21 protein-coding genes are annotated in these 22,566 nt (G+C 47.5%); 7 read left to right on the plus strand and 14 right to left on the minus strand.

From position 1 onward, the window contains the following. Positions 1–11 precede the first annotated feature (11 nt). From FN124_RS31225 to FN124_RS22695, 3 genes are all read right to left on the minus strand, one after another. Complete coding sequence (locus FN124_RS31225) at positions 12–1,244, minus strand: TolC family protein (RefSeq protein WP_221887869.1); 1,233 nt, start codon at positions 1,242–1,244, stop codon at positions 12–14. After that, positions 1,241–4,330: an efflux RND transporter permease subunit gene (locus tag FN124_RS22690; protein WP_260607562.1), complete on the minus strand. Its 3,090-nt coding sequence runs from the start codon at positions 4,328–4,330 to the stop codon at positions 1,241–1,243. The genes FN124_RS31225 and FN124_RS22690 overlap by 4 nt, the downstream gene beginning before the upstream one ends. Positions 4,331–4,469: 139 nt before the next feature. After that, on the minus strand, positions 4,470–4,775 hold the full coding sequence (locus FN124_RS22695) for a DUF6660 family protein (RefSeq protein ID WP_142687058.1): 306 nt from the start codon (positions 4,773–4,775) through the stop codon (positions 4,470–4,472). 92 nt (positions 4,776–4,867) lie between these two features. Here FN124_RS22695 and FN124_RS22700 point away from each other — a divergent pair, with 92 nt between their 5' ends. The 4 genes from FN124_RS22700 to FN124_RS22715 all read left to right on the plus strand — a co-directional run bounded on the left by FN124_RS22700 (position 4,868) and on the right by FN124_RS22715 (position 8,578). Continuing rightward, entirely contained in the window at positions 4,868–5,563 is a 696-nt protein-coding gene (locus tag FN124_RS22700; protein WP_142687059.1) for a LytR/AlgR family response regulator transcription factor, read from the plus strand. 128 nt (positions 5,564–5,691) lie between these two features. Then, on the plus strand, positions 5,692–5,883 hold the full coding sequence (locus tag FN124_RS22705) for a hypothetical protein (protein WP_142687061.1): 192 nt from the start codon (positions 5,692–5,694) through the stop codon (positions 5,881–5,883). Positions 5,884–6,020: 137 nt separating this feature from the next. Continuing rightward, the gene (locus FN124_RS22710) at positions 6,021–8,219 is read left to right on the plus strand and encodes a hybrid sensor histidine kinase/response regulator (protein ID WP_142687062.1); all 2,199 of its coding nucleotides are present in this window, start codon (positions 6,021–6,023) and stop codon (positions 8,217–8,219) included. Between the two features lie 158 nt (positions 8,220–8,377). Beyond that, the gene (locus FN124_RS22715) at positions 8,378–8,578 is read left to right on the plus strand and encodes a hypothetical protein (RefSeq protein ID WP_142687064.1); all 201 of its coding nucleotides are present in this window, start codon (positions 8,378–8,380) and stop codon (positions 8,576–8,578) included. 160 nt (positions 8,579–8,738) lie between these two features. Here the strand turns inward: FN124_RS22715 and FN124_RS22720 are convergent, their stop codons facing one another. Both FN124_RS22720 and gyrA read right to left on the minus strand, forming a co-directional pair. Beyond that, positions 8,739–9,995: a tetratricopeptide repeat protein gene (locus tag FN124_RS22720; protein WP_142687065.1), complete on the minus strand. Its 1,257-nt coding sequence runs from the start codon at positions 9,993–9,995 to the stop codon at positions 8,739–8,741. 160 nt (positions 9,996–10,155) lie between these two features. Next, positions 10,156–12,762: a DNA gyrase subunit A gene (gene gyrA, locus FN124_RS22725; protein ID WP_142687066.1), complete on the minus strand. Its 2,607-nt coding sequence runs from the start codon at positions 12,760–12,762 to the stop codon at positions 10,156–10,158. Positions 12,763–13,185: 423 nt separating this feature from the next. On the opposite strand from gyrA, the gene FN124_RS22730 reads away from it, so the two are divergent. Then, positions 13,186–14,508 carry a saccharopine dehydrogenase C-terminal domain-containing protein gene (locus FN124_RS22730; RefSeq protein WP_142687068.1) on the plus strand — a complete coding sequence of 441 codons (1,323 nt, stop codon included), beginning with the start codon at positions 13,186–13,188 and terminating at the stop codon, positions 14,506–14,508. A gap of 83 nt (positions 14,509–14,591) precedes the next feature. Here FN124_RS22730 and FN124_RS22735 read toward each other — a convergent pair whose 3' ends face one another. The 7 genes from FN124_RS22735 to pdhA all read right to left on the minus strand — a co-directional run bounded on the left by FN124_RS22735 (position 14,592) and on the right by pdhA (position 19,833). Next, entirely contained in the window at positions 14,592–15,269 is a 678-nt protein-coding gene (locus FN124_RS22735; RefSeq protein WP_142687069.1) for an SIR2 family NAD-dependent protein deacylase, read from the minus strand. Positions 15,270–15,279: 10 nt separating this feature from the next. Further along, positions 15,280–16,155 carry a DUF4349 domain-containing protein gene (locus tag FN124_RS22740; RefSeq protein ID WP_142687071.1) on the minus strand — a complete coding sequence of 292 codons (876 nt, stop codon included), beginning with the start codon at positions 16,153–16,155 and terminating at the stop codon, positions 15,280–15,282. 105 nt (positions 16,156–16,260) lie between these two features. Then, the gene (locus FN124_RS22745; protein WP_142687072.1) at positions 16,261–16,674 is read right to left on the minus strand and encodes an EVE domain-containing protein; all 414 of its coding nucleotides are present in this window, start codon (positions 16,672–16,674) and stop codon (positions 16,261–16,263) included. A 33-nt stretch (positions 16,675–16,707) separates the two neighbouring features. Continuing rightward, positions 16,708–17,427, minus strand: coding sequence for a (Fe-S)-binding protein (locus FN124_RS22750; RefSeq protein WP_142687074.1), 720 nt, complete (start codon positions 17,425–17,427; stop codon positions 16,708–16,710). 23 nt (positions 17,428–17,450) lie between these two features. After that, positions 17,451–17,951 (minus strand): 6,7-dimethyl-8-ribityllumazine synthase, encoded by a 501-nt coding sequence (gene ribH / locus FN124_RS22755; RefSeq protein WP_142687075.1) that lies wholly within the window; start codon positions 17,949–17,951, stop codon positions 17,451–17,453. Between the two features lie 69 nt (positions 17,952–18,020). Continuing rightward, on the minus strand, positions 18,021–18,719 hold the full coding sequence (locus FN124_RS22760; RefSeq protein WP_142687076.1) for a tetratricopeptide repeat protein: 699 nt from the start codon (positions 18,717–18,719) through the stop codon (positions 18,021–18,023). Positions 18,720–18,840: 121 nt separating this feature from the next. Then, positions 18,841–19,833 carry a pyruvate dehydrogenase (acetyl-transferring) E1 component subunit alpha gene (gene pdhA / locus FN124_RS22765; protein WP_142687077.1) on the minus strand — a complete coding sequence of 331 codons (993 nt, stop codon included), beginning with the start codon at positions 19,831–19,833 and terminating at the stop codon, positions 18,841–18,843. A gap of 228 nt (positions 19,834–20,061) precedes the next feature. On the opposite strand from pdhA, the gene recF reads away from it, so the two are divergent. Together recF and FN124_RS22775 are read left to right on the plus strand one after the other, a co-directional pair. Then, positions 20,062–21,141, plus strand: a complete 1,080-nt coding sequence (gene recF / locus FN124_RS22770) for a DNA replication/repair protein RecF (protein WP_142687078.1) — start codon at positions 20,062–20,064, stop codon at positions 21,139–21,141. A gap of 70 nt (positions 21,142–21,211) precedes the next feature. Next, positions 21,212–21,499: a DciA family protein gene (locus tag FN124_RS22775; protein ID WP_142687079.1), complete on the plus strand. Its 288-nt coding sequence runs from the start codon at positions 21,212–21,214 to the stop codon at positions 21,497–21,499. A gap of 7 nt (positions 21,500–21,506) precedes the next feature. Here the strand turns inward: FN124_RS22775 and FN124_RS22780 are convergent, their stop codons facing one another. Together FN124_RS22780 and FN124_RS22785 are read right to left on the minus strand one after the other, a co-directional pair. Beyond that, a complete protein-coding gene (locus tag FN124_RS22780) occupies positions 21,507–22,016 on the minus strand; it encodes a DUF4252 domain-containing protein (protein ID WP_142687080.1) in 510 nt (169 codons plus the stop codon). 17 nt (positions 22,017–22,033) lie between these two features. Beyond that, positions 22,034–22,555 (minus strand): DUF4252 domain-containing protein, encoded by a 522-nt coding sequence (locus tag FN124_RS22785; protein WP_142687081.1) that lies wholly within the window; start codon positions 22,553–22,555, stop codon positions 22,034–22,036. Positions 22,556–22,566: the final 11 nt, after the last annotated feature.

The raw sequence follows: 22,566 nt of genomic DNA on the forward strand, positions 1-22,566 counted from the left end.
CCGGCTGAAGCTTACTGCCGGCCCGCCAGGTAGGCCATATATAATTCCGCCTGCTTTATTTCGTTACGGGCCTGCAGGTATCCTTGCCTGGCGGTAAGCCCGTGTTCCAGGTTAAGAAAATATTCGGCATAACCGATATCCCCGCTCCTGTACGACTTCTCAGATTGTTTCAGCAACAGCTCCGTATTGGGCAGTGATGTGCGCTGGTAAAACTCCAGGCTGTTCCTGTTCTTGATAAACTGCTGCACTGCCTGTTCGTACTGGGATTGCAGCTGTATCATATTATTATCGAACTGTAAACCGGCGGCCAGTCGCTGCTTTTCTTCCGCCCTAACTTTTGCTTTCAGTGGCCCCATCCAGATAGGCAATGCCAGTCCTACCTGGAACCCCTGGAAACGGTTACTGTTAGTGGCCAGCGGCGCCCCGGAAGCATTCAGCGGTGTGCCTATGAATGATTGGTTAAAATAACCAACCATGATATCCGGCAGTATAGCGGCTTTGTATAATTGCTTCTGCTTTTCCGCAATGGTTACCTGTTGTTTCAGGTATTGCAGCTGTGGGTTGGCGGCTATGGCAGCATCATCATCCATCACCGGCATTGTGGCATTCGGTATAGCCGTTTCCGTTATACTCACCGGTGTATTGATGCCCAGCAGCGCCTGTAACCTGGCGGTATAAATATGGAGGTCTGCATCGTTCTGCCGCAGGGAGTTCTTTACTTCATTCAAACGTCCTTCTGCGGCGATCTTTTCCAGCATCCGGCTTTCACCGGTACGGTAGCGAAGGTCTGCACTGCGCACAAAGCCGGTGAAGATGCTGTCCTGCTCCATGAGCAGCGACTTTAGCTCCTGCAGGTACAGCAGTTGCACGTATACCTGTTTTACCTGGTACACCAGTTCATTTTGTGTTACTGCTTTTAGCCATACTGCTTTATCCGTTTGCGCATTGTTCAGTGCTTTCCTTGCGCCGAATACGGTAGGGAAAGGAATGCTTTGTGTGATACTGTAATTGTTATCATTGGCCACATAGCTGTTTGTTTGCCCGTATTGCAGGTTCACATCCGTTTTCGGGATCTCGCCGCTGCTGCGGGCCATTTTGCGGTAGTAATCGACAGACGCATCTGCCGCCTTCAGTCCTTTGTTTTGCTGTAACGCCAGCTGCACGGCCTTTTCCATGGTCAGGGCCTGTGATTGCGCCATGGCCATAGCCGGTAACAGCATAACTATTAATATCCGGATCTTCATAATTTATGTTTTGAAAAGCCTTTCTCAAAATAGATGTATAAACAGGGTAAGACCAGGAGCGTGAGCAACGTGGAGGTGATCAATCCCCCGATGACCACGGTGGCTAAGGGGCGCTGTACTTCCGCGCCGGCGCTGGTAGCCAGTGCCATGGGCAAAAAGCCCAGAGAGGCTACAAACGCCGTCATAAGTACCGGCCTTAATCGTGTAGCCGTTCCATTTAGCACCACGCTGTTGAGGTCTTCCATACCCGATTGTTTTAACCGGTTAAACTCACCGATCAGTACGATACCATTTAACACTGCCACGCCAAACAAGGCAATAAATCCTACGCCGGCGGATATACTAAACGGCAACCCGCGCAGCAACAGCGCAAAAACGCCGCCTATGGCCGACATGGGGATAGCGGTAAATATGAGCAGTGATTGTTTTACGGAATGAAAAGTAAAATAGAGCAGGCCAAAGATCAGCAGCAGTGCAGCGGGCACGGCTATGGCTAAACGCTGATTGGCTTCCTTCAGGTTTTCGAATTGCCCGCCGTAGCGGATAAAGTAGCCTGAGGGTAGTTTCACTTCTTTGCCAATGGCGGCTTCAATATCTTCCACTACGCTGGCGATATCACGGCCACGTACGTTGAAGCCAACAATGGTGCGCCTTTTGGCGTCTTCTCTTTGTACCTGGTTGGGACCGATGGTCATTTTTACTTCGGCTACTTCCTGCAGCGGTACCTGGTTGCCCGACGGGGTGGTGATATACAGGTTTTGCACATCCGTGAGGTGCTGCCGGCTCTGCTTATCCAGCCGCAGCACCAGGTCGAACCGCTTCTCCCCTTCGTATACCAGGCCCGCGCTATGACCCGCAAAGGCGGTGTTGATGGTTTGACTAATAGTGGCGATATCCAGCCCGTAACGGGCTATCTTATCCCTGTTGGCCGTTACCACGATCTGCGGCAACCCGCCGGTTTGTTCTATGTACAGGTCTTTTGCGCCTGGTGTACGGTTTACAATGCCGCCAATTTTCCCGGCCAGCGATGCCAGTGTGGCAAGATCTTCTCCAAAGATCTTGATCCCTACATCCTGCCGCACACCTGAAATGAGCTCATTGAAACGGAGCTGGATGGGTTGCGAAAACCCGAAGCTCACCCCGGGGATGGCTTCCAGGGCTTCCTGCATTTTATTGGCCAGTTCCTCCCGGCTGCGGGCGCTGGTCCATTCTTTTTTGGGCTTCAGCAAAATGGTGAGGTCGCAGGCCTCCATCGGCATAGGGTCGGTAGGTATTTCCGCAGCGCCTATTTTGCCAATCACTTCCTTCACTTCAGGGAACTGTTTCATCAGTATGCCGGAGGCCAGGTTCACTTTGCTGATGGTTTCCGACAGGGAGCTGCCTGTGAGTAACCTTGTCTCCACCGCGAAATCCCCTTCTTCCAGGGTAGGTATAAATTCTCCCCCCATCTTTCCAAATAAAAATAAAGCGATCGCAAAAAGCAATATAGCCGTTGCCGTTACTAACGCCTTTGCGCGTAATGCGCCCCGGATAACGGGGGCGTATATACGTTGAAAGAAGCGCATGATGCGGTCGGCCACCGTCGTTTTATTATCCAGGTTCTTACTCAGCATCAGGGCGGATATCATCGGCACATAGGTGAGCGACAGGATAAAGGCGCCCAGGATGGCGAAGGATACCGTTTGTGCCATAGGACGGAACATCTTACCCTCAATACCTGTAAGCGCCAGGATGGGCAGGTATACAATGAGGATAATGATCTCGCCGAAAGCTGCGGTGCTGCGTATTTTACTGGCAGCGTCAAAAACTTCTGTATCCATTTCCGGCTGCGACAGGCGCAGTGGCTGTCCGGTTTTATTCCGGCCTGCCAGGTGATGCAGGGTGGCTTCTACTATTATCACCGCCCCATCTACAATCAGCCCAAAATCAATGGCGCCAAGGCTCATCAGGTTACCCGATACGCCAAACACGTACATCATGGAGATGGCGAACAACATCGACAGCGGGATTACAGAGGCTACAATCAGTCCGGCGCGCAGGTTGCCAAGGAACAGCACCAGTACGAAAATGACAATGAGCGCGCCCTCTATTAAATTTTTCTGCACAGTGCCTATTGCCCTGCCAACAAATTCACTGCGGTCCAGGAAGGGTTCTATCACCACGCCTGCCGGCAATGTTTTTTGTATCTCAGTAATCCTTGCTTTTACGGCTTTCACCACTTCGCTGGAATTCTTTCCTTTCAGCATCATTACAATGCCGCCTACGGCTTCCCCGCTGGCATTGCGGGTAAGCGCGCCGTAGCGTACAGCATTGCCCAGCTGCACGTCGGCAATGTCTCTTATCAGCACAGGTAGCCCCTCAGGCGTGTTCTTCACCACTATCTTTTCTATATCTGCCAGGCTGCCGATCAGGCCCTCGCTGCGGATGAAATAGGCGTTGGGCTTTTTATCGATATAGGCTCCGCCGGTGTTTTGATTGTTGCGCTCCATCGCATTGAACACGTCGGCTATACTGAGACGGTAGCTGCGGAGTTTATCGGGGTTCAGCGTTACCTGGTATTGTTTCAGCATACCGCCAAAACTGTTTACTTCCGCTACGCCCGGAGTACCGAGCAGCTGTCGCCTTACATACCAGTCCTGAATAGTGCGCAGTTCCCGTGCATCAAATTTTTCCTCATATCCTTTCCGGGGATGCAACACATATTGGTATATTTCCCCAAGGCCGGTGGAAACGGGCGACATTTCCGGTGCGCCGATACCCTCAGGGATATTGGCCCTGGCTTCTCCCAGCTTTTCATTCACCTGTTGCCTGGCCCAGTAAATGTCTACATCATCATGAAATACTATTGTAACCACCGACAGTCCAAACCTTGAAATGGAGCGGATCTCCGCCATTTCCGGTATCACGGCCATGGTTTGTTCAATAGGAAAGGTAATAAGCCTTTCCACTTCCTGTGCGGCCAGCGAGGGCGATTGCGTGATCACCTGTACCTGGTTGTTGGTGATGTCAGGCACTGCATCTACCGGCAGCCTTAATAGGGCGAAAACACCAAATGCCGCCAGGGCAAACGTAAATATCCCTATCATTAATTTGTTCCTCACGGAGAAACGAATGATCTTATCCAGCATAATTGATTCAATAAGTAATAAAATGAAGTACCATAGCCATACCTGCACCGGTAAAAGGCGCGGATATGCTCATAGCAAAAACATCTGTAAAACGTTATTAAACCCGCTGTGGGGGCTGCCAGATGGTATCTGGTAAAGAAGGAAGCGGGTTAACGGGCAATGCCGGGTAACTAACCATAACCCGTTGCGCGATAAAATGAACCGTTACAGCTGCCACGGGTATAGCCTGTATATTGCAACAGCTGCATACGCAGAGCGGGGAGCAATAATCCGGTTGCGTTTCATGGTCGTGCGAAGTGGAAAGCTGTACAGCCACAGGATTGCTTACCGCCTGGTAGTCGTTGCAGGGAATGCACGATAACAGTACAATATAACAGCTTAATATGTAAAGCAGCCACTTCATTTCTGCAAATGTAAAACTTAAAAACAAAATGCCGCCAGAAAAAACTGCATCGTAGTTGCGGCTGAGATGATTTTTGTACTTAAATTAGCCGCATGAATTGCCTGATAGTAGACGATAACAAGCTGGCGCGCACCGCTATGAAACAACTGGCCAGTCATGTAGAACAGCTGCATGTAGCGGGTGAATGCAGCAGCGCTATGGAAGCATATAATTTTTTACAGAAAGAAAAGATAGATCTGCTGTTGCTGGACATCGAAATGCCAGGTATGAGCGGCCTGGAACTTACCCGTAACCTGGGAAAGAAGCGCCCGGTGATCATCTTCACAACAGTAAAAAAAGATTACGCAGTAGAGGCATTTGAATTGAATGTGGCAGATTACCTGATTAAACCGGTGCAGCCTGCCCGCTTTATCCAGGCTATTGAAAAGGCACGTGAAATCACCGACAGCAATCTCCGTGAGCTTCAGGTATCCGATACCGAGTTTGTGTTTATACGCGACAATGGTGTCCTGAAAAGAATAAAAACAGAAGACATCCTTTTCCTGGAGGCGATGGGCGATTATGTAAAATTAAACACCCCCCAGAAATTCCACGCCATCCATACCACCCTTAAAGCGCTGGAAGAAAAGCTGCCCGCAGGTAAATTTATGCGGGTGCACCGGTCCTACATTGTGGCGCTGGACAAAATTGAATCCATTGAGGACGGCACCATTATTATCAATAAGAACGCTATCCCCGTAGCAGATGCCTACCGGTCTGCCCTTAACAATAAACTGAATCTCCTGTAACTCAACGACACTTTCCCCTTTTTGAACGACAGCTCCTGCCTGTTGGGCCATTAGTATTGCCCTTCTTTTTTCCCTGGATGTACCTTTAGCTCGTCAAAACAATTGATCACTAAATAAAATATACAGCCATGAAAAAGTTTGGTATTGTAATCGCTGCAGCTATGTTGTTTATGAGTGCATCATCTTTTGCACAGACCACTGCGCCTAAAAAAGAAACAAAGAAAGAAGTTGCTGCCAAGGCGCCTGTACACAAAAAACACGCGAAGCATCATCATACAGCAAAACCTGCTGCTGCTCCGGCTGCACCAAAGGCAAAATAACGGGATTCCTTTACTACACATAATTGGCCTCAGCGGATAATTGCGCTGAGGCTAATTATCTGAAGGAAGGAACAATAAAATTGCTACTTTTATTGAACCGGCTTTCCTATATCAGCGTTTATATGTACTAAACTGTCATGCAGCCTAAAAGAATCAAATATTACCTCCTTGGCCTGTTCATTACCGGAATGATATTATTTGTTGTGCTGCAGTTCAATTCCGCTAACAATATCCATAAGCTTATTAAAGGCAATGAGCAGCTGCTGCAGGAACTGAATGTGAAGAATGAGCTTCAGAAGCTGCAAACGAATATGGCCAAAACCGACAGCAAAGTACGTGGTGCGGTCATTTCCCAGGATACCCTTCATATTACCGGCATTGAAGCCGAAATAGCCATCATAAAGGCCGATCTCAAAGAGATCAATAAGATCATCAAGAACGACAGCACAGAGAAGCTCCTTACCCAGCTGAACTACCTGGTGGATGAAAAGAACAATTTCAACCTGATGGTGCTGGATACCTTTTACAGCCAGGGTAAATGGGCCGCAGAAAAGCTCATTAACAACCAGAAGGGGAAGCGGTTGGGAGAAGCTATTACCGGCATTTTACGGCAGCTGGATACCACCCGGCAATCGGAGGTGAACCGTACCACCCACCTGATAGACAGTAGCGGCCAGAAAGCCCAGCGATGGGGCACTGTCCTGGTTTTCTTCGCCTGCTTAACGAGCCTGCTGGCATTCCTGTATATTACCAGCAGGATCCACAAGCAGGAACAGCTCATAGAAGCGCTGGATGAATCGCGGCAGCAGGAAAAGAAACTGGCCGCAATAAAGGAACAGTTCCTGGCCAATATGAGCCATGAGATACGCACCCCAATGAACGCCGTGATCGGGTTTACCAATTTGCTCAAAGTGCAGCCACTGAACGATAAATCCAAAGAGTACGTGGCCGCCATAGAAAATGCTGGGCAAAGTTTGCTGGAAATTATCAACGACATCCTGGATATCTCCAAAATAGAATCCGGTATGATGCGCATAGAAGCTACCTCCTTCAGTTTGCGCAGCGTATTGCATGCCGTCAACACCATGTTCCGGCCAAAGGCCGAAGAAAAACAGCTGCAGCTGTCTGTTACCATCGGGGACGATGTACCGGATATTTTATATGGAGATGTTGTGCGGCTGACGCAGGTGCTGGTAAACCTTACCAGCAATGCCGTTAAATTTACCGGGGAGGGAGCTGTGCGCATACACGTAACAAAAACATGGGCGGAAGATAATGCAGTACGTATATTGTTCACCGTTAGTGATACCGGCATAGGTATTGATCCCTCCAAGCAACAAAGTATTTTTGACCGTTTTAACCAGGCGGAAGCCGCTACCACCCGCAAATACGGCGGCACCGGTTTGGGGCTTGCCATCGTAAAACAGCTGATAGAGCTGCAGAACGGCTTTATTTCCGTGGAAAGCAAACCAGGTGAAGGCGCTACCTTCAAAGTGGAATTGCCATATACATTGGGCGAGCCACTGCTTGAAGAAGGGACTAACTATCTTACAGAAAACGACCAGCTGCCATTGCACCCGGATGTACGGTTGCTGGTGGCAGAAGATAACAGGATGAACCAGAACCTGCTTCGTCATTTACTGGGCAGCTGGCATCTGCAATACAAAATGGTGAACAATGGCAAAGAGGTATTACAGGCATTGGAGCGGCAGCACTTCGACCTGGTGCTCATGGATATACAAATGCCTGAGATGGACGGCTATACGGCCGTACAGGCCATCAGGAATGAGCTTCATTCCACTATCCCGGTAATAGCCATGACGGCCCACGCCATGACCGGCGAACGTGAGAAATGCCTGCAAATGGGCATGAATGAGTATATTTCCAAGCCTATTATTGACGACGACCTGTACAGGATGATCCAGCTGTACATTGGCAAGCTGCCGCCCTGGGAATTGCCGGCTGTTCACCAGCTGCCGGGTGAAAACGGTGTTCATCAACTGATCAACCTGGACTATCTTCACGACCTTTCCAAGGGCAATACCCAATTCGAAAAAACGATGCTGGAGCAATTTATTACACAGCTGCCGGAAGAATTATCATTGCTGAAGCAGGCTGTGGTGGAGGAAGACATAGCGGCCATACGCGCTACCGCACATAATCTCAAAACTACGGTGTCTTTTATTGGTTTACAGGATCACCTCTACCCCGTGCTGGAGCCCCTGGAAAAGCTACAGGAAAACAGCTATCATCCCGGTACGGTGGCCAGCCAGTTTAATACGCTGAAACAGCTGTGCATACAGGCTGTACAGGAAGCCATCCATATATTATTATAGTTCTCCGTTATACATTACCGTACATTTTTCCCTGTTCAACGACAGTAATACCCTATTCACCGAAACATCCCGCCAACACGCTCTTTGCTGCTGTATTTTTACTTCAGAAACTATAACGATACATTCTTTCATCTAATCATTTTAAAAAATACAACATCATGAAAAAAAGCCTGATCGCCGCTGTAGTAGTAATGAGCATTTCTGCTGCATCTTTTGCACAAGCACCAGCTGCTAAACCAGCAAAGAAAGCCGCTAAAACTGAAGCTAAAGCGGAAGCAAAACCTGCTGCTGACACTACTAAAAAAGCTGCTAAACACGAACATGCAAAGAAAGCTGCTCCTGCTGCTAAGAAAGCATAATTCAACACCATACAGCGTTTGAGTTAAAAAGTCCCGTTGGCCTTCGGTTAACGGGATTTTTTTTCGGAGTTTGTCTGACTCAGGATTAGTCAGACAAACTCCGCGCGCATAAAAAAAGCCCGCCGTAAGGCGGGCCCTGTACTTATTATAAGTGCGGTTACTATTTCTGTAAGCCGTCCAGTTTCTTTTTCACTTCTTCTACTTTTGCAGTATTGTTTTTGATCGCGTAGATCTTCTGCAGTGCATAGAGGCAGCTTTCGTAAGTTTGTTTGTCGCTTGCATCGAGGCTGCTGGCTTTAGCGGTGAAACCTTCATCAGCTTTCTCGAAGAAAGGCAATGCCTGACCCATCAGTCCTTCTACCTTGGTCTGTAATTCTTTGGCTTTGGGTGAAGTTTGCTGTTTGCTGTCCAGGCCATTGAGCTCTTTGTTGAAAACAACGGCACGGTTGAAGTACAGTGCGCCCAGCTGAAAGTTGGCAGTTGCATCAGCAGGGTTCATTTCGATCGCTTTCTTGTATGCTGCTTCTGCTTTACCTATCAGTTCTTCGTAGTTTGCCGGTTTAGGAGCATCACCGCCTTTTTCATCGTGGGGATTAGCCAGGTTATCTACGCGGATAGCGTAATCCAGTACAGCTGCCTGGTCGTTTGGATTGTCGGCGATCTTCTTTTCCAGCATACCCAGTAATTCGTTGGTTTTACCTGTTTTGCTGTAGAAGGCCATTTCCATATCGTTAAAGCGTTTATCCTTAGGGAATAATGCTTTAGCCTGTTCGATTGTTTTCAGCCAGTTAGCCTGGTCTCCTTTTTCTTCGTACAGCTGACCCAGGATCACGTAGAGTGCCGGTTCGCCTTTGAACTGCAGGTCTGCTGCTTTTTTCAGGTAGGTGAAAGCATCGTCTTTTTTACCGGCCTGGTTGGCAGCGTAACCAACGTAAAAAGTGAGGGCAGTATCTGTAGGAATAGAGCCACCGAGGTTTTTACTGTTATAGAAGTCAGCTACTTCAAAGGCCTGTTTGAAGTTATACAGGGAGGAGTCCCATTTCTGTTCATTCAGGTTAGCATAACCGGCGTTGGCAATAGTAGCATAAACGTTGAACAGAGGCTGGTTCATTTCCAGTACCGCTTCTTTCATTTTAGGATCTATTTCCAATGCTTTTTTGAAGGCTGCAAAAGCTTCTGATGCGAGTGCCGCACTTTTCTGCTTGGTGCCCATAGCTTCCAGGATCTTACCATCTACCAGCCATGTTTTAGCGTCGTTTTTGGTCTTGTCGTTCTGTAATGCTGCGTCAATATCCGCTTTGGCTTTTTCCAGGTCTTGCTTCTTCAGGTTCTCATCCGCACTGCTAACTTTTGCCCGTTGTGCCATAACCGATACACCGGCCGTGCAAAAGAGAAGAGATACCAATAATTTTTTCATGCTTTTGTTTTTTTAGTTGCTGATTACAATAAGAGTATGGTGCTCCAATAAATAATAATACAACCAGCAGTATAGTTACCACTAAAAGCCGGCTGTGTTTTTTATCAGAAACCGGTAACAGACCGGGTTACGGACCTGTTACCGGTTATAAAAAGATGATTTATTCCTCTGTTGCTTCAGTAGCTTCACCGTCGGTTCCTTCCGGTGTGTCGTCATTTTCATCTGCTTCAGGTATTTCTTCGCCTGCTACAGCGGTTGTTCCGGCACCTTCCGTACCTTCTTCCGCAATGATGGCTTCTTCTTCCTGCTCATCGAGTCTTGCTACAGCTGCAATTTCATCGTTATTATCCAGGCGGATCAGGCGTACACCCTGTGTGGCGCGGCCGGCTTCCCGGATATCTGCAACGGCCATGCGGATGGTGATACCGGATTTGCAGGTGATCATCAGGTCATGTTTCTCCGTTACGTCAAGGATCGCAATGAGGTTACCGGTTTTCTCCGTGATGTTAATGGTTTTCACACCTTTACCGCCACGGTTGGTAATACGGTATTCCTCGATGTTGGTGCGTTTACCGAATCCTTTTTCAGATACCACCAGGATGGTTTTCTGATCGTCTTCTTTATTAACACAAACCATACCAACCACCTCATCTTTGTCGCTGTCTACCTCAATTCCCCTTACACCAATGGCGCCGCGACCGGTGTCACGAACCGTTACTTCAGGGAACCTGATGGCGCGCCCGCTCTGGATGGCCATCATAATCTGGCTGTCGCCGGTAGTCAGTTTGGCTTCCAGCAACTGGTCGCCCTCATTGATCGTGATAGCGTTTACACCGTTCTGACGGGGGCGGGAGAATTCTTCCACCATTGTCTTCTTGATGATACCCTTCTTGGTACAAAGTACAATATAATGGTTATTTATAAAATCTTTATCGTTGAGGTCTTTAATGTCGATGATAGCGCGGATCTTATCATCGGCCGGCAGCTGGATCATGTTCTGGATAGCACGTCCCTTACCGCTTTTTTCGCCGTCCGGAATTTCGTAGACCTTCAGCCAGTAGCAGCGGCCTTTTTCCGTGAAAAACAGCATGGTATGGTGGGTAGAGGCTACGAACAGGTGCTCTATATAATCCTCATCACGGGTTTTACCGCCAATTGCGCCGCGGCCACCGCGTTTCTGCTGGCGGTAGTCGTAAGCGGAAGTACGCTTGATATATCCCAGGTGTGAAATGGTGATCACCACATCTTCTTCTGCGATAATATCTTCTATCCTCATTTCGCTGGCCAGGTACTGGATCTCCGTTTTACGCTCGTCACCGAATTTCTTCTTCACTTCTTCCAGTTCTTCGCGGATGATCTTCATACGTAAAGATTCATCGGCCAATACATCTTTCAGGTAAGCGATCAGCTTCATGATGTCGTCATATTCGGCGCGGATCTTATCGCGCTCCATGCCGGTAAGGCGCTGTAAGCGCAGCTCCAGTATGGCTTTCGACTGGATCTCAGACAACCCGAATTCGGTCATCAGTCCTTCTTTTGCCACATCAGGCGTAGCTGCGGCACGGATCAGCGCAATCACCTGGTCCAGGTGATCCAGTGCGATCAGGTAACCGGCGAGGATATGTGCTTTCTCTTCTGCCTTACGCAGGTCGAAGCGGGTCCTTCTAACTACTACTTCATGACGGAAGTCGATGAATTCCGCGATCATATCTTTCAGGTTCAATATACGGGGACGACCTTTTACCAGGGCCACGTTATTGATACCGTAAGATGTTTGCAGCTCGGAGTATTTAAATAACTGGTTGATGATCACATTGGAGATAGCTTCCCTTTTGAGATCAATTACCAGGCGCATACCTTCACGGTCGCTCTCGTCGCGTACATCGGAAATGCCTTCAATAATTTTATCGTTTACCAGCTGTGCAATTTTCTGATGCAGTACCGCCTTGTTGATCTGGTAAGGCAGTTCATAGATCACCAGTTTTTCGCGGCCGTTCTTGGCAGTTTCTGAGGTGATCTTACCTCTTACCACTACCCTGCCCCTGCCGGTTTCAAAGCCTTGTTTAACGCCTTCAAAACCATATATAATACCTCCTGTAGGGAAGTCGGGCGCCTTGATATGTTTGACCAGTTCTTCAATGGTGATGTCCCTGTTTTCGATATACGCCACTGCACCGTCCACCACTTCGCTGAGGTTGTGGGGCATAATGTTGGTAGCCATACCAACGGCGATACCGGAAGCGCCATTCACCAGCAGGTTAGGAATGCGGGTAGGCAGTACCGTAGGTTCCTGCAGGGTGTCGTCGAAGTTGTTGGTAAAATCCACCGTTTCTTTCTCGATGTCTTCCAGCATGGCTTCTGCGATCTTCTGCAGGCGGATCTCAGTGTAACGCATGGCAGCCGGCATATCGCCATCTACCGAACCGAAGTTACCCTGACCATCCACCATGGGATAACGCATGCTCCAGGGCTGTGCCAGACGTACAATGGTGTCGTAAATGGAGGCATCACCATGCGGGTGATACTTACCCATTACCTCACCCACAATACGCGCTGATTTCTTGTAGGCCTTGTTACTGTGGTTACCGAGTTCATTCATCCCGAATAAAACACGGCGGTGCACAGGTTTCAGACCATCTCTCACATCGGGCAGGGCACGGCCCACGATCACGGACATAGAATAATCTATGTAGGCCGTTTTCATTTGCTCCTCGATATTTATCTGGACAATTCTCCCTTCCTGATGATTTTCCGTATGCTCTGTCATTTTGTGTGTTGATTTACAGTTTTTTCTGCGTAAAACAGATAAAGGCAAATATAGCCATTTCAGCCCTTATTCCGGCCTAAAAATCAAAGAATGTGAATAAAAAACGCCATAGGGAATAACGATTATATTGTGATATGGATATATGATTGATTTAAATAATGAATGACAACCATTTATATGCCTTTTGCGTTATAAATAAATAACCCGTTTTCTGATTTATCTGCTATATGTTAAGATCCATTAATATATTAGAAAATAAATATTGGCAAAGTATTTGTTTCTAAGCGGCTGATAATCAATAGCTCGAATCAACGGAAAACATATATATAATAAGAACAAATCCGAATTTGCCTGAAAATTCGAACATAAGTGTAAAAAGTGCTGTTATTCCCCTGATTCTTAATCACTTTTCTAAAGAAGACTATGAAGAACATACTGTTGTTTGGCGCCGGTAAATCGGCCACCAGCCTGATCGACTATCTGTTGGCAAATGCACCGAGGCAAAAATGGCATCTCACAGTGGCCGATCACGACCTTTCGCTCATTAAATCCAAAACAGGAAAATCATATTATGCTACACCCGCTGCACTGGATATCAAAGACGATGCAGCCAGACAACAACTGATCAGAGATACCGACCTGGTTATTTCTTTATTGCCTGCTACCCTTCATATCCTGGTGGCAAGGGATTGCCTGGCGGAAAAGAAACACCTGCTTACCGCTTCTTATATTGATGATGAAGTAAGACAACTGCAACCCGAAATTGAAAAAGCAGGTTTGCTGTTTATGTATGAAATGGGCCTTGATCCCGGTATAGATCATATGTCGGCCATGAAACTCATTCACTCTATTGAAAAGAAAGGCGGACAGATCTTCTCCTTTAAATCATATTGCGGTGGTCTTATCTCCCCGGCCAGTAATGATAACCCCTGGCAGTACAAAGTATCCTGGAATGCCCGGAACATCGTAACGGCAGGCATTTCCGGCGCTACCTACAAGGAAAAAGGCAAAGTGAAGGAACTTACCCACGAACAACTTTTTGATCATACAAAAACCATTCAGGTACCCGGCCTCGGTAAACTGGCCTTCTACCCCAACCGCGATTCCCTGGGCTATATGCAGGCTTACAAGTTGGAAGACCTGGCCACCTTTATGCGAGCCACCCTTCGCTTCCCGGACTTTTGCGAGGGCTGGAATGCCCTGATAAAGCTGGGCCTGACAGATGATAGTCATAAAATTGCCACAGATAAACTAACGTATACGGAATGGGCATCACATGCCGTTAAAGATGGAACAGGCACCCCGGAAGAGAATATAGCCCAGCTCCTGGGCGTTAGCACCAAGTCCAAAGTGATCCGCCAGCTAAAATTCCTGGGATTATTAAGCACAGAAGTCATAAATTTAGGGGAACAAACCAACGCAGGCGTGCTCCAGTTCCTGGTAGAGAACAAACTTAAAATGGAACCTGCCGATAAAGACATGATCGTAATGATGCATGAAATTGAGTTTGAACGCCGCAGTATGGCCACCAGGATGCACAGTTACATGATTGTTCAGGGAGAAGACAGCATACACACAGCGATGGCGAAAACAGTAGGGCTCCCACTGGGAATTATGGCCAAAATGATCCTCCAGGACAAGATTACATTAACAGGACTGCAGATACCGGTAATGCCGGAAGTATATAACCCCGTTCTAAAAGAATTAGAAGAGTACGATATCAGATTTGAAGAAAGCTTTGAATAAGCAAAGTTATTTTTTTCCTATGATGGACTCTAATCGGGCACAAGGACTTGTGATACCTCCCCTGGAACGGGGAGGTTTTTATTTTACAGGATATTTAATAATTCCAGCACGCCCTCTGTTGCGGGCTTTTCAATCAGGTAAAGGTTATCGGCCTTACCTACTTCAGGGATCTTCCGGTCGATGATATACACCGGCACACCCGGCTTTACATATTGCAGCAGGCTGGCCGCAGGGTATACCTGCAAGGAAGTGCCTATCACTACAAATATATCCGCTTCCCATACTTCCCGCGCGGCCTTTTCAATCATTGGCACGGCTTCGCCAAACCAAACAATATGCGGGCGCAACTGCCCGCCATCTTCCGCAAGGTCGCCCATCTTAATATCATCGCGGATCTCATAGATCAGCTCCTCGTTATTTACACTGCGCATCTTAAAGATCTCCCCATGCAGGTGCAGCACCCGGGTAGATCCTCCCCTTTCATGAAGGTCATCAATATTTTGTGTGATGATCCGCACATCATATTTTTCTTCGAGCTTTGCCAGGCCTGTGTGAGCCGCATTGGGAAGCGCCGCTTTCACGTCTTGACGGCGACCGTTGTAAAAGTCCTGCACCAGGGCAGGATTCTTTTGCCAACCCTGCGGGGAAGCCACTTCATATACATCATAGCCTTCCCATAATCCATCTGTGTCTCTGAAGGTCCGGAGGCCGCTTTCAGCACTGATGCCGGCTCCGGTCAGCACCACCAGTCTTGGTTTCATGTAAATTCGTTTATTGGTTTACGTTAGTTGGGGCTTTGCGGGATTTCCATCTCCTTATTCCTCTTTTTATAAAAATAAAAATAAAAACAATACCAACTATCAATGGCCATGCACTGAAAATACCGAGCGTAAGCGATAAGAGCCAGTTCCAGCCGTCTTTGAACGACAACCACGACCGCTGCAGGAAGCCCGGTGACTGCGGATCTGAGTTGGCAAAGGTCTGGTAATACTCAAGACTGATGTTGCTATAGGCTACATGATGATCCATGTATTGCAAACGCCCTTTTGCCGATTCTATTTCTTCACGGATGCTTTTCAGCTGGGCCTCCACTTCCAGTATTTCCTTTACATTCTTTGCCTGCTGCAATATCTGCACGTATCGCTGCTCCACCGCCAGCCGCGCTTTCATACGGGCGTCCAGATCTACATACTCTTCGGTAACGTCCGTGGAGGTAATACTTTTTTCATCTATCCTGGAAGCCCCGCTGGTAATACTTTCCACGCATTGCTCAAAGGCGGCTGCCGGTACTTTTATGGCTACCTCGTTCCGCCATTGCATGCTGGTATTTTCCTGTTTTTCACTGGCAATGTAGCCGCCGTACTTTTTAACTGTATCGGCTATACGTTTTTTGGAGGATTCGAAATCGGAGGTAGAGAAACGAAGCACGGCGTTTTTAATAATTTTCTGGGAGATGGGTAACGCAGCCCCCTGACCGGCATGGCTCCCGGAAGAAGCCAGTGCGCCTTCAGCAGCTACGGCCGCTATAGCCGGAGCTTCCTCCATTTTAAGTTCCTGTACTGCAGGCGCGCTGTTGGTGCTGTTATTGCGGCAGGCGGGTAAAAGCATTGTAGCCGCGCATAGGGCAAATATGAATGAATGTTTCATGAGCTGGAATTTCCCCTATGATGTACATCTCCGTGAAATTCCATAAACAGCGAAGGTCATCTTCCAAAGAAAGATGACCTTCGCATTTCTATCTCTTTAAAATACTTATTTTTTCATTCCTCCCATTTCCATGATCGCTTCAAACTCTTCCGGCTTTACATCACATACGGATAAGCGTCCCTGGCGGATCAGCGACAGGTTGGCCAGCCTTTTTTCAGCTTTCATCTGTACCAGTGTGACGGGCTTCTTAAACGGCTTTAATGGCTTAAGGTCTACCACCACCCAGTTAGGATCTGGTGTAGTGGGATCCTGGTAGGCTTCTTTGGCCACGGTAGCCAGGCCTACTATTTCCATGCCTTCATTGCTGTGGTAAAACAATACCTGGTCGCCTTTCTTCATTTCCCTGAGATTGTTGCGGGCCTGGTAGTTACGCACGCCATCCCAGAAAGTGATCTTGTCTTTTACAAACTGGTCCCAGGAATATTTAAATGGCTCAGATTTCACCAACCAATAATTCATATTGCATTTAATTTTCGTGATCAGATAGTAAGATTACCAGCCACTGGCCAATACATCCGCAATGTGCATCACCTTGATATTGGTACCGTGTTTACGGATATAACCATCCAGGTGCATCAGGCAGGAAAGGTCGGTAGAGATCAGGTAATCGGCTCCGCTGTTAACGGCATTGTTTACTTTTTGTTCGCCCATTCCCATGGAAATGGGTTCGAACTTTACAGAGAACGTACCGCCAAAGCCACAGCACACTTCACAATCGTTCATTTCTTTCAGCTCCAGTCCTTTTACTTTCTCCAGCAGTTTACGGGGGCCTTCCTTGATATGGCATTCCCGCAGTGCGCCGCAGGCATCATGATAGGTGCCCACCCCGTTGAGGGTAGCGCCAAGGTCTGTTACATGCAATACGTCTGTGAGGAATTCGGTAAACTCGAAGAGGTTTTTCTTCAGCAGTTTTACATCATTATGTGCTGCAGAATTATCAAACAATTTGCCATAGTAGTTCCGCACAAAACCGGTACAGGAACCGCTGGGAGCAACAATGTAGTCGAACGTTTTAAAATCCTTTACAAATTTGGTGGCTACGGTGCGGCATTCGTCCTGGTACCCGGCATTGTAGGCTGGCTGACCACAACAGGTTTGCTCCGCGTTATACATTACATTACATCCAAGTTTCTCAAGCACCTTCACCATATTGAAGGCGGTTTCGGGAAACAGCTGATCTACAAAACACGGTATAAATAACTGTACGTTCATCTCTATAGCTTTTAGCGTTAGCCTTAGCTTTTAGCTAACTTTCTTTGCAATGCGATCATCTTCAGTGCAGTAATGGCAGCTTCTTCTCCTTTGTGCCCGTGGGCTCCGCCCAGCCTGTCCAGCGCCTGCTGCTCATTGTCTACCGTCAGAATTCCAAATATAACAGGAACGGGTAGCTGAAGGTTCAGTTGAAGGATACCTTCTGTTACTGCTTTACACACATAATCGAAATGTGGTGTTTCGCCCCGGATCACGCATCCAAAAGCAATAATAGCGCCAGGCTGTTTACCGGTGCCTTTGGTAGTTTCCCAGTATTGTTTACAGGCATATGGTAATTCGAATGCGCCTGGTACAATTATTTTTTCTGATTTGCTGACCTGGTACTGTGTGAGGGTTTTTTCGCAGCCGTTTACCAGTTCATTCACGATAGCGTCGTTCCATTCGGTATACACCATAACAACACTGGCATCCTCCAGGTTGAGAATGCCAGCATCATTTAATAAGCTCTTATTGTGCTCGGACATATTATTCTTATAGCTTTGGGCTGCCGGCGGTCTGCTGCCGGCTTTAAACCGGCAGCAAACGGCTAACAGCTAGTTCTTTACTTCTCCCAGTCTTGCCAGGTATTTGTCCATTTCACGACCTTCGTTAGTCGTAGGAAATTTCTCTTTGATCTCTTTGTAGATAACTTTAGCTTCTTCTGCTTTACCTGTTTTCTCCAGGGCCTGGCCTGCACGGAACAGGTATACAGGGGCAGTCAGTTCATTATCGTTATAATGTCCTGCTTTTTTGTAAGACTCAATACCTTCTTCCGCTTTGTTCAGCTCCATGTACGCGTCGCCGATCAGGCCGTAGGCAGTGGGTTGCAGCAGCAGGTCGGTAGAACTAAAGGATTTCAGCATGTCGATGCCTTTCTGGTATTCACCCAAACGGATATAACAAACACCTGCGCTGTATTTAGCCAGGTTACCGGCTTTGGTGCCGCCGTATTTGTTCACCACCTGCAGGAAACCATAGTTGTTACCATCACCGTTCAGGGCGAGTTTGAATGAATCTACCGCGAAGTAGTTCTGAGCGTGGAAGATCATTTCCTGCGCTTTGTTTTCATTCGGCTGTTTCACAAAACGGTTATAGGCGAAGAAACCGCCTACCACTACCACTACAGCCAGTACAGCTATAGTAATAACGTTCTTGTTTTTATAGAAGAAATCCTCTGCCTTGTGCATGGATGCTTCCAGGTCAAAATCTTTTGTAGGCTGAGGCACGGTGGCTTTATCTTTAGTTTCTGCCATTGTAAGGTGTAGTTATGATTGCTTGGTTATTAAATATAGGGTTTAGCTTTAGGCTTTAAGCCTTTAGCAGATGCAGCTTTGGCTACATTTACTAAAGGCTTAAGGCAGATAGCTAAATACATTAGTCAACGATGAATGGATAATCTTCCTGAACGTAAACGTCTTTCAGTAATTCATCATCGCTTGGCCACGGAGATTCTTCTGCGAATGCCACACATTCTTCCACTTCTGTTTTCACTCTTTCGTTGATCGCTTCAATTTCTGCTTCGGTAGCCCATTTATTTTTCTGAATAACTCTCAGTACTTCGTTGATAGGATCTTTTTCCTTGTATTCTTCGAGCTCTTCTTTGGTGCGGTACTTGGCCGGGTCGCTCATAGAGTGGCCACGGTAGCGGTATGTTTTGATTTCCAGGAGGGTTGGACCGCCTTTTTCACGGGCACGTTTTACCGCTCTTTCGATACCATCGTGTACAGCTTCGCAGCTCATACCATCGATAGAATCGGCCGGCATTTCATAAGCATCCGCCAGTTTATAGATATCCAGTACGTTGGAGGTACGTTCTACAGAAGTACCCATTGCGTACATATTGTTTTCACAAATGAAAATTACCGGCAGCTTCCAGGTCATTGCCATGTTAAAGGTTTCATGGAGAATACCCTGGCGGGCAGCGCCATCACCGAAGAAACACAACACTACATTGTCTGTTCCCTTGTACTGTTCTGCAAGCGCCAGTCCGGCGCCGGTGCCTATCTGGGCTCCAACAATACCGTGGCCGCCGAAGAAGCCATGTTCCTTGGAGAAAAAGTGCATACTGCCTCCCTTTCCTTTCGAACAACCGGTTGCTTTACCATACAGTTCTGCCATACAAGCTTTAGCGGAAATTCCTTTCGCAATTGCCAACGCGTGATCACGGTAGGCAGTGATGAATTTATCTTCCGGCTTGGTAGCAGTCATCGCACCAGCAGCAATTGCTTCCTGTCCTATGTACAAATGACAAAAGCCACGGATTTTTTGCATACCGTACAATTGGCCTGTCTTTTCTTCAAAGCGGCGCAGCAAAAGCATCAATTCATACCAGTACAGATATGTCTCTTTGGTGAATTTCGTCTTCACGTCTGTTTTAGTTTGCACTCTTTCTAAATTTGTTCGCAAATATAACAGGAAAATCGTAAAATATAAATATCAATTCTAATTCCCATTAAATTATGCAATTTCATCAATTTCAAACAGTTTTGCATTTAATTGCACCCGGATCACAGGGAAGTTCCCAGTAGAGCGGATTTTTATTAGTTATACAAATGATATTTTTTGCATATTATTAATTACGAATAATTTTTTTCTTTGCTTTATATAAATAAGATATCACTCGTTCAGTTCAAGAATTACAACCAGGTATCCTTTTCCTTCGGGCACCGGATAGTGGGGATTACCGGCCGCAACGGTGCGGGTAAAACCAACCTGCTGGACGCCATCTATTATCTTTGCTTCACCCGCAGCTATTTTACCAGCAGCGAAAATCAGAATGTCCGCTACCAGACCAACGGGTTCCGGCTGGAGGGCTACCTGGAAAAAAATGACCAGGAAGAAAAGATCGTATGTACCCTCAAAGACGGCCGCAAGGAAGTAAGCCTGAATGAGGAGCGGTACGACCGGTTTTCCCGCCATATCGGGCAGTTTCCCGCGGTAATGATCGCCCCGGACGATGCAGACATCATCCTTGGTGGCAGCGAGGAAAGGCGTAAATGGCTGGATAGTCTTCTCTCCCAGCTCTACCCCGAGTACCTCGAGCACCTGATCATCTACCAGAAAATATTATTACAACGGAACAGCCTCCTGAAAAATATGGCGGCCACGGGGCAAAACCAGGACAGCCTCCTGGATGTGTTTGACCTGCAGCTGGTAATGCATGGCGTACCGGTATATGAAACCCGGAAAACTTTCCTGCAAACCTTTATCCCGCAGGTACAACGCCTGTATGATTATATTGCCGGCACCCATGAAGTAGTGAATATCCAATACCAGTGCAGCCTGCTGGAGGAAGATTATGCCCTGCAGCTAAACCAGGCAAGGTACCGCGATATGCAGCTGCAGCGCACCACCACCGGCATTCACCGTGATGATCTTCTTTTCCTGCTGAACGATCATCTCATGAAAAGCAGCGCTTCACAGGGCCAACGCAAAAGTTTCCTGTTTGCCCTGAAGCTGGCGCAGTTTGAAGTGATCCGCCAGCATAAAAAATTCCCTCCCCTGCTCCTGCTGGATGATATCTTTGAAAAGCTGGACCAGGAAAGGGTAAGCCGGCTCATTGCACTGGTAGCCAGCGATAACTACGGCCAGGTATTTATTACGGATACGCATGCAGAGCGGCTGCAGCAGGCCTTTGCGGGCACAGGAGAAAATATACAGCTCATCGCCATATAGCATATAGCTTCCGGCAACAAAATGCGTTGCTGAAAGCTACATACCAACAAAAAATCACTAGCTTCGCACCATGCGTCATGGAACTACCAGTATAGGAGATGCCCTCCGGGAATTTATGAATAAGAGCAGGATGAAACCCCGCCTTACGGAGGTGCGCATCCAGGAAAACTGGGAGAAACTGATGGGCAAAACCATTGCCCGCTACACACAGAGCATCCAGCTGATCGATAATAAACTGATCGTTACAACTACTGTGGCGCCGCTAAAACAGGAATTAACTTATTCGAAAGACAAGATCATCAAGCTGGTGAATGAAATGCTCGGAGAGAACATTGTAAAGGAAGTGATGATCCGTTAGGCAGTGATCAGTTGGAGGCAAACTGCCGGATAAGATGGTTGACATCAGCTATTTTCAGGGTGGTTTGCAGGTTTACGATCACGAATTCGTTTTCTTCCTGTACCAGCATTACCACGTTACCCAATTCATCGGCTTTCCCCTTGTTGAGTATATGAACCAGGTTTCCATTGTCTCTTGCTTCCATTAACAGATCGAAATTCTCATTCCGCTGCAGGTTGCTTTTCAGATCAGCAATATCGTCATAACTAACAGTGCCGCCTTTTACATTGGAAATGGTGTATACCTTTACTTTCTGTATGCCTCTGAGTGCGTGCCCCATCGCTTTGGCATCGGCGTCGTCATTGTCGAACGACAGGCACAGGCTGCCCAGGTTGAGCGCAAATTTGCCCAGGTTTACAGTGTGTATTTCCGCGCTTCCTTTATACTTGTTGCGGAACTCGCGCAGGCATTTGTCCTGGGCCTTTACAGCCGTAGCAGATAAGAACATACAACCTGCGGCAATGAGCAATGATTTCATGGGAGTAGTTTTAAAAGTTATTTCTTCTTCACGTTTTTAAGTTTATCCATTCCCTGGATACTAACGCCGTTGGCGATCTGGGATATTTCGTTGAGATCCATATTGCCCACCAGGCTCATGGCAAGGAACTGATCGGAGCCGCCTACCAGCATTACCAGTTCATTGATGTTGCCTTTGGCGTCTTCCTTCACCATGAATTTCACATCGCTGCCTTTGTCGCGCACCGTCATCAGTTCTTCAAAGTCGCCACCAATAAACGCGGCGGCTTCCCTGTATAACCGGGGGCCATCTTTCGTAGTTTCCTTGGTGAGGATACGGAGTCCTTTCAGCTTCTGGATCACCTTCATCATGTTTTTGGCGTCGGCATCACCGGGGTCCAGTTTGGCGAACATGCTGAACATCTTGGGCGTGATGGTGATCACCGTGAAGCTGCGGTCGTTCTCGTACTTCTGGAAGAACCGTTCTATGGCGCTTCCCTGTTGCGCGAAGAGGTGAAAACTGGCAAAGACCGCCACTAGTAATAACAAGAATCGTTTCATCTTTCTAAATT

Source organism: Chitinophaga polysaccharea, from assembly GCF_902150045.1.
In the GTDB taxonomy this organism is placed as follows: Bacteria; Bacteroidota; Bacteroidia; order Chitinophagales; family Chitinophagaceae; genus Chitinophaga; species Chitinophaga polysaccharea_A.